The following is a 14676-nucleotide window of genomic DNA, read 5'->3' on the forward strand; positions in this document are numbered from 1 at the left end:
CAACGCACGGACGGAGCGGGAAGGGACTCACAGGGTGCGGGAGATCAGCTCCTCCATGATCTCGTTGGTCCCGCCGTAGATCTTGTGCACGCGAGCGCCGGCGTACAGGCGCGCGATCGGGTACTCGAGCATGTAGCCGTACCCGCCGAGGAGCTGCAGGCAGCGGGAGCGGTGGCGGGCGTGCGGTGGGCGGGTCAGGGAGCGGTGGCGGCGCGAAGGGGGGTGAGCGGGATGTCGTGGGCCTGCGCCCACTCCTCCCACTCGTCGGCGGAGCGCTCGGCGAAGACGGCCTGGAGCCGCTCGCGCGAGAGCTCCTCGGAGGGGATGCCGAGGACCTCGAGCAGGCGGGCGGTGAAGTGCGGCTCGAGGGCCGCGAGCGCGATGCGCCCGTCGGACACGTCGTAGAGGCCGTACGCCGGGAAGCCGCCGCCCAGCAGGGCGCCCGGCGCGGTGAGGCCGTGGGCGAGCGGGCGCGACATCGTCTCCGACAGGTCGGAGAGGGCGACCTCGCGGCGCACCCCTTCGCCGACCCGGGCCCGGGCGACGAGCGCCGCCGCGGCCTCGGCCGCTGCCCGCTCCGACCCGGCGAGGTCGACGACGAGGGTGGCGGGCATCCCCCCTTCGCCCAGCAGGCCGGTGGCGGCCTGGTACGTGAGGTCGTGCCCGGGGGTCTCCGCGTCGTCGCCGGGGTAGCCGACGATGTCGACCTGGCAGACCTGCGGGTGCCGCGCGTGCACGGACGCGAAGTCGAGCCCGAGCCGACGCAGCGCCGACGGCCGCGAGCTCGTGACGAGGACGTCTGCGGCAGCGAGCAGCTCGTCGAGCTCGGCCCGGCCGGCGTCGGACTTCAGGTCGACCCGGCGCACCTCCTGACCGACGTGCAGCTCGTCGAAGTAGGCCCTCGCGAACTGCTCCATCGGGTCACCGCCCGGCGGGACGACGGTGACGACGTCCGCCCCCTGCCGGGTGAGCCGCGCGACGGCGGCCGGCCCCGGCAGGTTGACCGCGACGGACACGACACGGACGCCGGTCAGGGGTGCGTCCACGGTCAGGCCTGGTCGACCAGGGTGCCGGTGGCGACGCGACCGCGCAGCCACGCCGACGGGCGGAACCGCTCGCCGTAGGCGTCGGCGAGCTCGTCGGCCCGGGCGACGAAGCCGGCCAGGCCCCCTTCGTAGTTGGTCATGAAGGTCGCCGGACCACCGGTGTGCGGCGGGAAGCCGATCCCGAAGATGCCGCCGATGTTGGCCGACTCCGCGTCCGTGAGGACACCGTCCTCGAAGCAGCCCGCGGTCTCCAGCGCCATGACGAAGAGGTACCGGTCCTGCAGGTCGCGCACCGGGACCTGCGTCCCCTTCGCGAACCGCTCGCGCAGGCCCGGCCACAGCACCTTGGGGCCGTCCGCCGGGTAGTCGTACATGCCGGCGCCTGCGGCGCGGCCCTTGCGTCCCTCCGCCACGAGGCTGTCGATGAGCTCCTCGCCCGGGCCCTTGGGCAGGCTCCTGCCCTCCGCGGCGGCGGCCTTCTCGGCCTCCGCGCGGATGTGCTGGGTGAGGGTCAGCGAGACCTCGTCGAGCATCGCCAGCGGCGGCGCCGGGAAGCCGGCGCTCGTCGCGGCCCGCTCGACGACCATCGGGTCGATCCCCTCGGCCACCGCGACGGCACCCTCGAGGATCAGTGTGCCGAAGACCCGGCTCGTGTAGAAGCCGCGACCGTCGCCGACGACCACGGGGATCTTGCGGATCTGCTGGACGATGTCCACCGCCCGGGCGACCGTCTCGTCGGACGTCTGCTCACCGCGGATGATCTCGACCAGCTGCATCTTGTCCACCGGGGAGAAGAAGTGCAGGCCGATGAAGTCCCGGGGCCGGGTCGCGAACTCCTGCAGCGAGGTGATCGGCAGCGTCGAGGTGTTGGAGCACAGCAGCGTGTCCGGGCCGACGACCGCCTCAACTTCGCTGAAGACCTGCTTCTTCAGGTCGTAGTCCTCGAAGACGGCCTCGATGACGACGTCGACGCCGGCGAGGTCCGCCGCGTCGGCCGTCGGGGTGATGCGCGCCAAGATGGTGCTGGCGGCGTCGTCCGAGAGCTTGCCGCGCTCGACGCGCCGGGCGAGGAGCTTCTCCGAGTAGCCCTTGCCCCGGGCCGCGCCCTCGACCGAGACGTCCTTGAGGACCACGTCGATGCCCGCCATCGCGGCGGAGTAGGCGATGCCGGCACCCATCATCCCGGCGCCGAGGATGCCGACCCTGCCGACGGTCCGCTTCTCGATGCCCGCCGGGCGCAGCTTGCCGCTGTTGATCGCCTGCAGGTCGAAGAAGAAGGCCTGGATCATCGCCGTCGACTCACGACCGGCGGCGAGCTCGGTGATGTAGCGCGACTCGATGCGGCTCGCGGTGTCGAAGTCGACCTGGGCGCCCTCGACGGCCGCCGCGAGGATCGCGCGGGGCGACCTGGTCGGGGCACCCTTGAGCGTCTTGCGCAGGTTCGCGGGGAAGGCCGGCAGGTTGGCCGCGAACTTCGGGACCGACGGGGTGCCACCGGGGATCTTGTACCCCTTGACGTCCCACGGCCTCACGGCCGCGCTCTCGTCGTCGCGGTGCTCGCGGAGCCACTGCTTGGCGGCCGGGACGAGCTCCTCGCGGGTGGCGACGAGCTGGTCGACGACCCCCTTCGCCTGCGCCTGCGCCGGGGCGTACTGCTGGCCCTGCAGCAGCCAGCCCATGAGCGCCTCCTGGATGCCGAGCATCCGCACGAGGCGCGTCACGCCGCCGCCCCCCGGCAGCAGCCCGAGGGTGACCTCGGGCAGGCCCAGCTTGATCCTGGGGTCGTCGACGGCGATGCGGTGGTGCGTCGCGAGCGCGAGCTCGAGACCGCCACCGAGGGCGGTGCCGTTGATCGCGGCGACGACCGGCGTGCCGAGCTGCTCGAGGCGGCGCAGCTGGGACTTGATGCGCTCGATGCCGGCGAAGAACTCGCCGGCCCTCTCGGGGGTGACCGACTGCAGGTCGGTGAGGTTGCCGCCGGCGAAGAAGGTCTTCTTGGCGGAGGTCAGGACCACGCCGGTGATCTCGTCGCGCTCGGCCTCGAGGCGGTCGACGGTCTCCCCCATCGCCGCGGTGTACGTGTCGTTCATGGTGTTGGCGCCGGCGCCGGGGTCGTCCATCGTCAGGGTGACGATGCCCTCGTCGTCGCGCTCGTACCGGATCATGTTCTCGCTCATGGCTGTTCTTCGGTTCCTGTCCGTGACGAAGGGGGGGGTCAGACGCGCTCGACGACGGTCGCGACACCCATGCCGCCGCCGATGCACAGGGTCGCGATGCCACGCTCGAGGTCGCGGCGCTCGAGCTCGTCGACGAGCGTGCCGAGGATCATCGCGCCCGTGGCGCCGAGCGGGTGGCCCATGGCGATGGCGCCGCCGTTGACGTTGGTCTGCTCCTCGCTCCAGCCCATGTCGCGCATGAGCTTGAGGGCGACGGCCGCGAAGGCCTCGTTGATCTCGACGAGGTCGATGTCCCCGGCGGTCATGCCGACGCGGTCGAGCGCCTTGCGGCACGAGGGCGCGGGACCGGTGAGCATGATCGTCGGCTCGGAGCCGATGACGGCGGTCGAGATGATGCGGGCGCGGGGGGTGAGGCCCATCTCCTCGCCGACGCGCTCGTTGCCGACGAGCAGCAGGGCCGCGCCGTCGACGATCCCCGAGGAGTTCCCGGCGTGGTGCACGTGCCTGATCTGGTCGACGTGCGGGTACTTCTCCGTGGCGACGAAGTCGAAGCCGCCCTGCTCGCCCATCGCGGCGAAGGAGGGGCGCAGCCCGCCGAGCGACTCGGCGGTCGTGCCGGGGCGGATCGTCTCGTCGCGGTCGAGGATCGTGATGCCGTTGGCGTCCGTGACGGGGATGACGGACCGGTCGAAGTACCCGCCCGCCCACGCCGCCGCGGCGCGCTCGTGGGACTGCGCGGCGAAGCGGTCGACCTCGGCGCGGTCGTAGCCCTCGATCGTCGCGATGAGGTCGGCGCTGATGCCCTGCGGGACGAAGTCGGTCTCGAGCGCGGTCCGCGGGTCCAGCGCCCACGCGCCGCCGTCGCTGCCCATGGGCACGCGCGACATCGACTCGACGCCACCGGCGATGAGCAGGTCCTCGAAGCCGGAGCGCACGCGCGAGGCCGCCTGGTTGACGGCCTCCAGGCCGGAGCCGCAGAAGCGGTTGAGCTGCACGCCCGCGACCGGCTCCGGGTAGCCGGCCTTGAGCGCGGCGATGCGCGGGAGGACCGCGCCCTGGTCGCCGACCGGCGAGACGATGCCCATGACCAGGTCGTCGACCTGCGCGGCGTCCAGCCCGGGGTTGCGCTCCCGCAGCGCGTGCAGGAGACCGACGGTCAGGTCGATCGGCTTGACCTCGTGGAGGGAGCCGGACGACTTCCCCTTCCCACGGGGTGTGCGGACGGCGTCGTAGATGACGGCCTGGGGCTGCTCGGGCATGGCCGGCTCCTTCGGGTCACGGGGGGATGATCTGCTGCGCACCCTACGCACGCGTTGAACACTTGTGCAATGGTGTGTCCGACAGTTCACACGACGAGCAAAAGGGAGCCCCGTGACCTCACCCGCGACCGACTCGCGCGAGCGGATCCGCGCGACCGCCCTCGCGCTCTTCGCGGCCCGCGGGGTGGGGGCGACGAGCCTGCGTGAGGTCGCCCGCTCCGCCGGGGTCGCACCCGGTCTCGTCGGGCACCACTTCGGGGGCAAGGACGGGCTGCGGGAGGCCGTGGACGACTTCGTCGTGCTGCGGTTCCGCGAGGCCCTCGCCTCGGTCCCGCTCGAAGGGAGCACCGCCGAGATCGCGGCGGCCCGCGACCGGGCCATCGCCCGGATGCTCGCCGGCAACCCCGACGTCGTCGACTACCTGCGACGCGTCGTCGTCACCCCTGAGCCGGGCGACGTCGGGCTGGCCCGCAAGCTCGTCCAGGAGACGGTCGCCCAGACCCAGACCCTGCGCGACCACGGCGTCACCCGCAGCCGGGTGCCCGTGACCGAGCAGGCCGTGACCGTCCTCGTCCGGCAGATCGGCGCCTGGCTCCTGCAGCCGACCCTCGGGCGGCTGTGGCAGCTCGCCGGCGCCGAGGGGGAGCCTCCGAAGGTCCGCATCACCCTCGACTAGCTAGGCGTCGGGATCGGCGTTCTCCGGGCACTGGCACCACTGGTCGGCGGGCACCTGCGCCCGCACCTGGGCGACGTGCTCGCCGCACCCGCTCCACGTCGTCTTGCCACATCTCGGGCACCGGACCGGCATGCACACGGGCGGCTCACTCCCCTTCGTCGTCGTGCCGGCAGACGCGCCGACCCGACCCACAGTAAGGTCCGAGCATGGCCGAGCGCACCACGTACCTCCTCGTCGACGGGGAAAACATCGACGCGACCCTGGGGGTCTCCGTCCTCGGCCGCCGTCCGGAGCCGCAGGAGCGCCCGCGGTGGAACACGCTGCTGGAGTACACCGAGACCGCGTGGGACCAGCCGGTCAAGGGCCTGTTCTTCCTCGCCGTCTCCGGTGAGCTGCCCGCCTCCTTCGTCCAGGCGCTGCTCGCCATGGGCTACCGGCCCGTGCCGCTGCGCGGCGAGGGCAAGGTCGTCGACATCGCGATCCAGCGCACCGCCGAGGCGCTCCTGGAGCGCGACGCGGACGTCATGCTCGTCAGCCACGACAACGACTTCACCCCGCAGATGGAGGCGCTCGCGCAGGACGAGGAGCGCCGCATCGGCGTCGTCGGCTTCGGCGAGTTCATGGCGAACGGGCTGCGGCAGGTCGACGGCATGGAGTTCTTCGACCTGGAGTACGACGTCTCGGCCTTCAGGAGCCGGCTGCCGCGCGTCCGGGTCATCGAGATCGACGAGTTCGACCCGCTCGAGTTCATCTGAGACGAAGGGGGCGACGCCGTGGGCATCGTCTGCACCGACATCGCGGTCTCCGCCGACGGCTTCGCCGCGGGGCCTCACCAGAGCGAGGCCGCGCCCATGGGCGAGATCGAGGACGGCGCGCTCCACGCGTGGATGCTCCAGGACTACGAGGGCAACCGCGCCGAGGTCGACGCGATCCTCGACGCGGGCGCGACGATCATGGGTCGCAACATGTTCGGTCCCGTCCGCGGTGAGTGGGACCGCGACTGGCGCGGCTGGTGGGGTGATGAGCCGCCGTACCACGGTCCCGTCTTCGTGCTCACGCACTTCCCCCACGAGCCGATCCGGATGGAGGGCGGCACGACCTTCCACTTCGTCACCGAGGGCATCGAGGTCGCGCTCGAGCGGGCCCGTGCGGCGGCCGGCGACCGCAACATCTCCGTCGCCGGCGGAACGAGCACGGTCAACCAGTTCCTCGCCGCCGGCCTGCTCGACGAGCTGCGCCTGCACGTCACCTCGAGCATCCTCGGGGCGGGCGAGCGGCTCTTCGAGGGCGTGCCGGCCCAGCGGATGGAGCGGGTGTCGGTCCGCGCGACGTCGCTCGTCACGCACCTGACCTACCGGCCGGCGCGCGCCTGAGCCGTCGCCACCCGCGGGTGGGCCCCGGCCACGCGTGGCTCACCCGCCGATCCACTCGTCGTAGAAGTCCGGCATCTGCGAGGCCCGCCCGGTGAACTGCGGGTCCCGCTTCTCGAGGAAGGCCGCGACGCCCTCCTTGCCGTCACCGATGCTCGTGTGGAACATCGCCAGCGAGTCGATCCGGTGCGCCTCGGCCGGGTGGTCCTGGGCTGCATTGCGCCGCAGCATCTGCCGCGCGAGGGCGACGGCGACGGGGGACCTCCCCTTCGTCCACCGGTCGGCGAGCGCGCGGGCCGCCGTGAGCAGGTCGTCCGGCGCGTGCGGGCCGTCCGCCAGCCCCGCGGCGACCGTCGCGTCCGCGTCGAGGATGTCGGCGGAGAGGACGAGGTCGAGGGCGGTCGGCAGCCCGACGATGCGCGGCAGGAACCAGCTCGACGCGGCCTCCGGCACGATCCCGATGCGGCCGAAGACGAAGCCGACCCTGGCCTTGCTCGACACCAGGCGGGCGTCCATCGCCAGGGTCATCGTGGCGCCGATGCCGACGGCCGGGCCGTTGATCGCCGCGATGACCGGCTTGCGGCAGTCGTGGATCGCCAGCGTCACGCGGCCGCCCGTGTCGCGCACGCCCGCGATGAGCGCGGGGTCCTCGAGCCGGTCCATGTCCGCCAGCGACGGGCTCATCGTCTCGTCGAGCCCGAAGACATTGCCCTCCGCCCCCAGGTCCATCCCGGCGCAGAAGGCGCGCCCGGCGCCGGTGACGACCACCGCGCGTACCGCGTCGTCGTCGTTGACCTCCCGGAAGGTCCGCTCCAGCTCCTCGGCCATCTGCGGCGTGAAGGAGTTGAGCTGCTCCGGCCGGTCGAGGGTGACGGTGAGGACCCCGTCGTCGAGGTCGTGCGTGATCGTCGTGTACGTCATGCCCCGACTCTGCCGCACGACGAGGGCGAAGGGGGCCGCACCCGCTGGTGCGGCCCCCTTCGTCGTCGTGGTCCTCAGACGCCGGCGGTGTCCACGTGCGGGATCCAGGTGTCCGGTCCGAAGACCTCGTAGTGGATCCGCTCCTCGGGGACGCCGCGCTCGGCGAGCTGCCCGCGGACGGACTCCATGAAGGGCAGCGGACCGCAGAGGTAGACCTCCGCGGAGGGGTCGATGTCGTCCGACGCGAGGTCGATGCGGCCGTGCCGCACGGTCTCGGTCGCCGCACGCGACCCGAGGTCCTCGTACCAGTGGTGCAGCCGCGCGTCGTCGATCCGGCCGACGAGGTCGGCGAGCTCACGGCGGTGGGCGTGGCGCGCGGGCGAACGATCGGCGTGCAGGACGGTGACAGGCCGGTCGGCGCCCTCCCGGGCGAGGTGGTGGAGCATCCCGATGATCGGCGTGCAGCCGATGCCCGCGGAGACGAGCAGGACCGGGTCGCTGCCCTCCTCGAGGACGAGGTCGCCGAAGGGGAGCGAGACGCGCAGCGTGTCGCCCTCGAAGACCTCCTCGTGGAGGTACGTCGAGACCTCGCCGGCCGGGAGCCCGGCGGCCTCGCTCGCGCGGATCGCCTTGACCGTGAAGCCCCACGTCGGACTGTCGGGCGCCCCCGTCAGGCTGTACTGGCGGATCTGGCGGGCACCGTCGGCCAGCGGGACCTGCACCGAGACGTACTGGCCCGGCAGAGCCTGCGGCAGTGGCGTCCCGTCGCGCCGGGCGACGGTGAAGGCGACCGTGTCGGGCGACTCGTGGTGGCGCGCGGTGACGACGAGCTCCTGCCACACCTCGTGCGGCTCGACGCCGAAGCGGGAGTAGAGGCCCTGCTCGATCCGGATGAGGGCGTGGGCCATGTGCCAGTACACCTCCTCCCAGGCCGCGACGATCTCGGGCGTCGCCGCGTCACCGAGCACCTGGGCGATCGCCTCGAAGAGGTGCCGGTGGACGATCGGGTACTGGTCCGGGGCGATGCCGAGCGAGGCGTGCTTGTGCGCGATGCGCGAGAGGAGCCCGTCGACGTCGCTCTCCGGCGAGCTGACGAGGAGGGTCGCGTAGGCAGCGATGGCACCGGCGAGCGCCCGCTGCTGGTCACCCTGGGCCTGGTTGCCGCGGTTGAAGAGATCGCGCTCCAGCTCGGGGTGGGCGGCGAACATCCGGCGGTAGAAGATCGGGGTGATCTCGTCGATCTTGGCGCCGATGACGGGCAACGTCGACCGGACGATCTCGGCGGACTCGGGTGACAGCACGGACGACCTCCTGGAGCGGTGGCACGGCTCTCGCACCACCTCGGTGGAGGGCGTGACCCGGCCGGATCACGCTCACCTGCACCGGCGCGGTCAGTCTTCTCCCCGAGTATTTAATTCACAAATCGAGCCGTGTTTATTCGTTCGGCCGGTCCCGGGGAGACGCGTGTCGCCGTGCCTCGCTCGGGCTGGCCCCGTACTCGGCCTTGAAGGCCTTGGACAGGTACGTGGAGTCTCCGAGACCCCATCGCATCGCGATCTCCCCCAGGGACAGCTGCGTCCCGACGAGGTCCGCGCGCACCCGTTCCAGCCGTCGGCGGAGGACGTAGCGCCGGCAGGTGATGCCGAGCTCGGCGAAGAGACGGTGCAGCTGGCGGATCGAGATGTGGTGCGCCGCCGCGATCCGTTCGGGGTCCAGAGTCGGGTCCGCCAGGTGTTGCTCGATCCATTCCAGGACGACCGCGTGCCGGGCGTGGACCCCGACGCCGAAGTACTGCTCGTCGGAGAAGCGAGCCATGCATTGCAGCAGGCTGCGGATCTCGTCACCCAGCCCCGCGGTCGCCGTCGGGGTGCGGGAGGCCCAGGCCGCCGAGCTCCCGATGAGCGCGGCGAGCGCGCCGGCGAAGGGTGACGGCTCGACGACGCGCGGGCGGGCGAGCCGCTCCATGCTCCCCTTCGTCACCCCCAGGTCCTGTGCGGTCACCGTGACGACGACGTAACGGAACACGTCGTCGAAGTCGAAGACGAAGGGGGCATCGCCGGGGTAGATGAGGACGGACGCCGGGAGGAGGGAGCGGCTGACCGTGTCGTCGGTGTACTCGGCAGATCCGTCGACGAGCGCACCGACGACGTGGACGCCCGAGGGCCATCGACACCGCGCGGAGGCGCGAGTCGGGCCCTCGCCGGCGACATCACAGCCGGCCAGGCTGCCGGCCTCCCACGAGGTGAAGTCACCGGTGAACCGGGTCCCGGCGCGGCCTCTGCCCGTGGCCGTCATGAGGACGCGATCAACCCCGACCGACCCGACGAGGTAGTCGGAGACGATCGTCCCGGCATCGACCTGCTCGACCGTTGACATGGCCCTCCCACTCTGGAGAACAGCGGACTGCGCCAGCGTAGAACCTCCCCGAGGGCAAGGTCGCTGAGTGCCGTCGTCATGGCACGCAGCGACCTTCCTCTCCTCGTCGTCGTGGGCGCACGATGATCGCGAAGATCTCCCGAGCGAGTAGGTGTCAACGATGACGAATGAACTCTGGACGCTCCCTGCGACGAGGATGCGCGACCTCCTGGACTCCGGTGAGGCCAGCTCGCGAGAGCTGGTCGACAGCTGCTTGGCCCGCATCGAGGCCGTCAACCCCCGACTCAACGCTCTCGTCGAGGTCCGGCCCGACGAGGCGCGCGCGGCCGCAGAGGCGGCCGACTCGGCGAGGGCCGCCGGTGAGGCCCACGGCTGCCTGCACGGGATCCCCGTCGCCACCAAGATCAACACGGAGCAGCGGGGCTACGCCACGACCCAAGGGGTCGTGGCCTGGGCGGAGGCGGTCGCGGAGGAGGACGCGCCCGTGATCGCCAGCCTGCGCAATGCCGGCGCCCTCCTCGTGGGCCGCACGAACGCGCCCGCCTTTGCCTTCCGTTGGTTCTCCAACAACGACCTGCACGGACGGACCCTCAACCCCTGGGACGCCGGACGGACACCCGGCGGCTCAAGCGGTGGGTCGTCCGCAGCCGTCGCCTCGGGGATGCTCCCCCTGGGGCACGGCAACGACATCGGCGGCTCCGTCCGCTACCCCGCTTACGCCACAGGGACCGTCGGGCTGCGCCCCACGCCCGGCCTGGTATCTGGTGGCACGGCGGCCGGGGACCCACCGGAGACGCTGTCGGTGCAGACCATGGCGGTCCACGGGCCGCACGCTCGCACCGTCGGTGACGTTCGCCTCGGGTTGCACGGCATGAGCGGTCGGGACCCGCGGGACCCGTGGCAGGTGGCCGGCAACCCGACGCCTGCTCCGTCTCCGAACGCTCGCCGCGTGGGGCTGCTGCGCGACCCCGGCGTCGTCACTCCCAGCCCGTCCGTCGATGCTGCCCTGACCCAGGCGGGCCGTGACCTCGAGGCGGCGGGATACGAGGTCGAGGAGGTCGAGCTGCCGCTCTTCGCCGAGGCCTACCGCATCTGGTACCTCCTCGTGCTGCGGGAGTTCCTGACCATCATGCCGCTGGTGCGGGAAGTCGGCGACGAGGCGATGCAGCGAGCCGCGCTCTTCTATCAAGAAGGGTCCGCCGAGTGGTGGGGCACCGAGCCCACGCTGCACGACTACATCGCGGGCTATGCCCGCCGGGGCCAGCTGATGCGCAAGCTGAGCACCGTCCTCGAGGAGTACCCGACACTCCTCACGCCCGTCTCGGCCGACGAGGTCATGCTCCAGGACGCCGACATCCAGAGCGCCGAGGGCATGCGGCGGTGCATGGACATCCAGTGGCCGATGATGTCGCTCCCGCTGCTCGGTGTCCCTGGGCTGGCCGTGCCGACCGGGGTGGTCGGGGGGTTGCCCACCGGGGTCCAGCTCATCGGGCGCCGCTTCGACGACGAGCGCCTGCTCGACGTCGGCGAGGTCATCGAGCGCGCCCGCGGGAGCTTCACCCCGATCGATCCCACCTGACGCGCACGCCCCGCACGACGAAGGGCGCCGCACCATGTGGTGCGACGCCCTTCGGACTGTGCGCGAGGGGGGATTTGAACCCCCACGCCCTTTCGGACACTGGCACCTGAAGCCAGCGCGTCTGCCGTTCCGCCACTCGCGCAATGAGTGATGCCCCGCACCATGGGCGCGTGAGCCGTCTCATTGTGCCCCATGACCTGGCGGAATCCCAAAGCGGGTGATCGGGCCCTTCGAGACGCTTGCTGCGCAAGCTCCTCAGGGAGCGGTGGGTGCGGGGGCGTGAGTCGGGCCCTTCGAGACGCTTGCTGCGCAAGCTCCTCAGGGAGCGGTGGGTGGGGGGGCGAGCCGGGCCCTTCGAGACGCTTGCTGCGCAAGCTCCTCAGGGAGCGGTGGGCGTGGGCTCCTCGGGGAGCGGTGGCGCGGAGCTCCTCAGGGAGCGGTGGACGCGGGCCGGGGGTCAGCCCCCTTCGCTCACCGCGAGGTGCTGCTGGGCGAGGCGGCGAAGGGGGGCGAGGACCGGGTCGACGAGGACGGTGCCGAGGACGACCTGGCGCACGGCGCCGGCCGGGTCCGCCGGGACGGAGTCGACGTCGGCCCGGGCGATCCGCAGAACCCCCTCCGCGTACGCCGCCATCCGCTCCTCGTCGAGGCCCAGGCCCGCGGCGTCGCAGGCCGCCCACGCCGTGTCGAGGTCGTCGATGACCGGGTCGTGCGGGTGGACCTGCCACCCCATGTCCGCGAGCCAGCGGCGGGCCCGCGACTCCGGCGCCGGCGCGTCCGCGGGCGGCGGCTCACCGACGAACTCCTCACCCAGGAGCGCCCGCTGGGCCGCGCCGAGGACGTCGACCCGGCCGGTGCCGGGCTGGTCGATGACGGTGAGCACCCGCCTCGTCGTCGCGACGGACAGCCCGCCGACGCCGATGAGTGCGCGGACCAGTCGCACGCGCTCGACGTGCTCCGGCCCGTAGGCGGCACTCGTCCGCGTCAGGGCCTCCCCGGGAGGGAGCAGCCCCTCACGCAGGTAGTACTTCAGGGTCGCCACCGGCACGTCGGTGGCCGCAGCCAGCTCGGAGATCTTCACGCGCCTCACCTCTTGCGCTGGATAGTAGCGGTACCCAATACTGGATACCATCACTATCCGGCCTCTTGGGAGAGACCATGCGCCACGAGACCCACGCCCACGACGGCGACGTCGTCGTCTTCCACATCGGCATGACGATCCGCAAGCCGCACCGGCCCGACCTGTGGTGGGCCCCCTTCGTCGCCATGCCGCAGATGATCGGCGAGCTCTCCCGCAACCGGGCGGCCGCCGAGCGCGGGGAGGCCGAGGACCTCGGCTTCCTGGGCGCCTACACGCTCATGGGTCGCGGCGGCCCGTGGGTCGTCCAGTACTGGCGCAGCACCGACCAGCTCTACCGCTACGCCTCCATGGCCGACGCCAAGCACCTGCCGGCGTGGAAGAAGTTCAACGCCGTCGCGCGCCGGCACCCCGAGGCCGTGGGCATCTGGCACGAGACCTTCGCCGTGCCGGCCGGCGGGATCGAGACGCTCTACGGCAACGGCGCCCGCACCGGCCTCGGAGCGCTCACGGGCACCGTCGAGGCGACCCGACGCGGTCGGGGAGCCCGCGAGCGACTGGGCTCGGCGGTCGCCTGACCCGGACCGCCCACCCGCACTAGGGTCGGCTGCATGCCGCACCACACCCGGGACGGGTCGAGCTCGGACCGTGGCGACGGGAGCGACGGGGTCGAGCACGTCGACGACGGTCGCTACGTGCTCGTCGACGGTCGGCGGTGGCGGGCCAGCGACCCCGCCATCCCCGACGCGCTGCGCGCCGAGCTCGTCTCCGAGCTCATGGCCGCGCGACGGGCGGTGCGCACTGATCCCGGGACGGCGCGTCCGCGGGTCCATGACGCCAAGGTCGCGCTCGGTGAGCGCGGGCACCCGTGGTGGGAGGACGCCGACGACCAGGCGCGCCGCGAGCGCATCGCAGCCACGTTCAGGGTGCTCCTGCGCCACCGGGACCCGCGCAGCGCGTGCCCCAGTGACATCGCCCGCGCCGTGGGCGGCCAGGGGTGGCGCGACCTCATGGACGAGGTCCGTGCCGTGGCCGCGGCCCTCGCCGCCGACGGGACCCTCGTCGTCACCCAGGGCGGCCAGCCGGTCGACGTCCGCACGGCACGCGGTCCCGTCCGTGTCGTCGCGGGTCCCCGGCTGGGTGCGCCGTCAGGGTCCTGACCCGCGTCGCTCCCCCCTCGGCGCGGGTCCAGCGATCCTCCAGCCTCCGCAGTTAGGATCGGCGCACCCATGTCCATGCGGGCAGGGTCAGACCGAGCGAAGGGAGGAGGGCTTCCGTGAGCCTCTTCGAGCGCATGGAGCGCAAGCTGGAGCGCACCGTCAACGGTGTCTTCGCGCGCGCCTTCCGCGCCGAGGTCCAGCCGCTCGAGCTCGCCTCGGCGCTGCGCCGCGCCATGGACGACCGGGCCACGATGCTCGGCCGCGGCCGCACGATCGTCCCCAACCTCTTCACCATCGAGCTCGCCCCGAGCGACTACGAGCGCCTCACCGAGTTCGACGAGGAGCTCGAGGACGAGCTCGTCGCCGCCGCCCAGGAGCACGCCGAGTCTCAGCGCTACCAGCCCGGAGGCCCGCTGCAGGTCCTCTTCGACGAGGACGAGGAGCTCGAGACCGGCGTCTTCCGCGTGCGCCCCGCCACCGCCCGGCAGCGCGTCGACCGCGCCGAGCAGGTGCGGGCCTACTCCGACGAGCAGGCCGGCGACGACGACGCATACGACGAGTACTCCGGCGGCTGGGACCTCGACGACGAGCCGGACGAGCCCGTCCCGGCCCCGGTCGCCGCCGTCGAGCGGACGGTGCCGCGACCCCCTTCGCCCCGGCACGTGCCCGAGGAGGCGCCGACCTCCGTGCAGCGCCCCCAGCCACCACGCCAGACCCCGCCACCGGTCTCCGTCCAGGACCGCCCGTGGCTCGAGGTCGACGGCGAGCGCTACCCGCTCGTCTCAGCGATGACCGTGCTCGGCCGCGACGAGAGCGCGGACGTCGTCCTCGACGACCCCGGCATCTCCCGTCGCCACTGCGAGGTGCGCGTCACCCACGACGGGCCGCACCTCGTGACACACCTGCGCGACCTGGGCTCGACCAACGGCACCTTCGTCAACGGCGAGCCCACGGACGCCGTCCGGCTGGGTGACGGTGACCGGATCACCGTCGGTCGCACCCACGCCACCTTCCACGCCGGCCGTCGCTGACGC

15 protein-coding genes, 1 tRNA gene and 1 pseudogene are annotated in these 14676 nt (G+C 72.4%); 7 read left to right on the forward strand and 10 right to left on the reverse strand.

Annotated elements, in window-relative coordinates:
• Positions 1-27: 27 nt before the first annotated feature.
• The 4 genes and pseudogenes from JT1_RS17985 to JT1_RS13585 all read right to left on the reverse strand — a co-directional run.
• Positions 28-165, reverse strand: a pseudogene (locus JT1_RS17985) (acyl-CoA dehydrogenase family protein); the annotation flags it as partial.
• Between the two features lie 29 nt (positions 166-194).
• Positions 195-1046, reverse strand: a complete 852-nt coding sequence (locus JT1_RS13575; RefSeq protein ID WP_068327488.1) for a CoA transferase — start codon at positions 1044-1046, stop codon at positions 195-197.
• 2 nt (positions 1047-1048) lie between these two features.
• Positions 1049-3223 carry a 3-hydroxyacyl-CoA dehydrogenase NAD-binding domain-containing protein gene (locus JT1_RS13580; RefSeq protein WP_068327490.1) on the reverse strand — a complete coding sequence of 725 codons (2175 nt, stop codon included), beginning with the start codon at positions 3221-3223 and terminating at the stop codon, positions 1049-1051.
• Between the two features lie 38 nt (positions 3224-3261).
• Positions 3262-4482, reverse strand: coding sequence for an acetyl-CoA C-acetyltransferase (locus JT1_RS13585; protein WP_068327493.1), 1221 nt, complete (start codon positions 4480-4482; stop codon positions 3262-3264).
• Positions 4483-4594: 112 nt separating this feature from the next.
• Here JT1_RS13585 and JT1_RS19095 point away from each other — a divergent pair, with 112 nt between their 5' ends.
• On the forward strand, positions 4595-5158 hold the full coding sequence (locus JT1_RS19095; protein ID WP_068327496.1) for a TetR/AcrR family transcriptional regulator: 564 nt from the start codon (positions 4595-4597) through the stop codon (positions 5156-5158).
• Here the strand turns inward: JT1_RS19095 and JT1_RS19235 are convergent, their stop codons facing one another.
• The gene (locus JT1_RS19235) at positions 5159-5290 is read right to left on the reverse strand and encodes a DUF8730 family Cys-rich protein (protein ID WP_500780712.1); all 132 of its coding nucleotides are present in this window, start codon (positions 5288-5290) and stop codon (positions 5159-5161) included.
• A gap of 74 nt (positions 5291-5364) precedes the next feature.
• Here JT1_RS19235 and JT1_RS13595 point away from each other — a divergent pair, with 74 nt between their 5' ends.
• Together JT1_RS13595 and JT1_RS13600 are read left to right on the forward strand one after the other, a co-directional pair.
• Positions 5365-5913 (forward strand): NYN domain-containing protein, encoded by a 549-nt coding sequence (locus tag JT1_RS13595; protein WP_068327499.1) that lies wholly within the window; start codon positions 5365-5367, stop codon positions 5911-5913.
• Between the two features lie 18 nt (positions 5914-5931).
• The gene (locus JT1_RS13600) at positions 5932-6531 is read left to right on the forward strand and encodes a dihydrofolate reductase family protein (RefSeq protein ID WP_068327501.1); all 600 of its coding nucleotides are present in this window, start codon (positions 5932-5934) and stop codon (positions 6529-6531) included.
• 39 nt (positions 6532-6570) lie between these two features.
• Here JT1_RS13600 and JT1_RS13605 read toward each other — a convergent pair whose 3' ends face one another.
• The 3 genes from JT1_RS13605 to JT1_RS13615 form a co-directional block, all read right to left on the reverse strand.
• Positions 6571-7449 (reverse strand): crotonase/enoyl-CoA hydratase family protein, encoded by an 879-nt coding sequence (locus JT1_RS13605; protein WP_068327504.1) that lies wholly within the window; start codon positions 7447-7449, stop codon positions 6571-6573.
• Positions 7450-7523: 74 nt separating this feature from the next.
• Entirely contained in the window at positions 7524-8750 is a 1227-nt protein-coding gene (locus tag JT1_RS13610) for a globin domain-containing protein (RefSeq protein WP_068327508.1), read from the reverse strand.
• A gap of 133 nt (positions 8751-8883) precedes the next feature.
• Positions 8884-9825 (reverse strand): helix-turn-helix transcriptional regulator, encoded by a 942-nt coding sequence (locus JT1_RS13615; protein ID WP_068327511.1) that lies wholly within the window; start codon positions 9823-9825, stop codon positions 8884-8886.
• Positions 9826-9985: 160 nt separating this feature from the next.
• Here JT1_RS13615 and JT1_RS13620 point away from each other — a divergent pair, with 160 nt between their 5' ends.
• On the forward strand, positions 9986-11404 hold the full coding sequence (locus tag JT1_RS13620) for an amidase (RefSeq protein WP_068327516.1): 1419 nt from the start codon (positions 9986-9988) through the stop codon (positions 11402-11404).
• A 59-nt stretch (positions 11405-11463) separates the two neighbouring features.
• Here JT1_RS13620 and JT1_RS13625 read toward each other — a convergent pair.
• Both JT1_RS13625 and JT1_RS13630 read right to left on the reverse strand, forming a co-directional pair.
• Positions 11464-11546: transfer RNA gene (locus tag JT1_RS13625), tRNA-Leu, on the reverse strand.
• Positions 11547-11861: 315 nt separating this feature from the next.
• Positions 11862-12485 carry a MerR family transcriptional regulator gene (locus JT1_RS13630; protein WP_068327519.1) on the reverse strand — a complete coding sequence of 208 codons (624 nt, stop codon included), beginning with the start codon at positions 12483-12485 and terminating at the stop codon, positions 11862-11864.
• Between the two features lie 77 nt (positions 12486-12562).
• On the opposite strand from JT1_RS13630, the gene JT1_RS13635 reads away from it, so the two are divergent.
• The 3 genes from JT1_RS13635 (at position 12563) to JT1_RS13645 (ending at position 14673) form a co-directional block, all read left to right on the forward strand.
• Entirely contained in the window at positions 12563-13060 is a 498-nt protein-coding gene (locus JT1_RS13635; protein WP_068327522.1) for a DUF4188 domain-containing protein, read from the forward strand.
• A 33-nt stretch (positions 13061-13093) separates the two neighbouring features.
• Positions 13094-13642, forward strand: coding sequence for a DUF3253 domain-containing protein (locus JT1_RS13640; protein ID WP_068327523.1), 549 nt, complete (start codon positions 13094-13096; stop codon positions 13640-13642).
• Between the two features lie 116 nt (positions 13643-13758).
• Positions 13759-14673: an FHA domain-containing protein gene (locus tag JT1_RS13645; protein ID WP_068327526.1), complete on the forward strand. Its 915-nt coding sequence runs from the start codon at positions 13759-13761 to the stop codon at positions 14671-14673.
• The last annotated feature ends 3 nt before the right edge of the window (positions 14674-14676 follow it).

Source organism: Janibacter terrae NBRC 107853 (assembly GCF_001591405.1).
Lineage (GTDB): Bacteria > Actinomycetota > Actinomycetes > Actinomycetales > Dermatophilaceae > Janibacter > Janibacter terrae.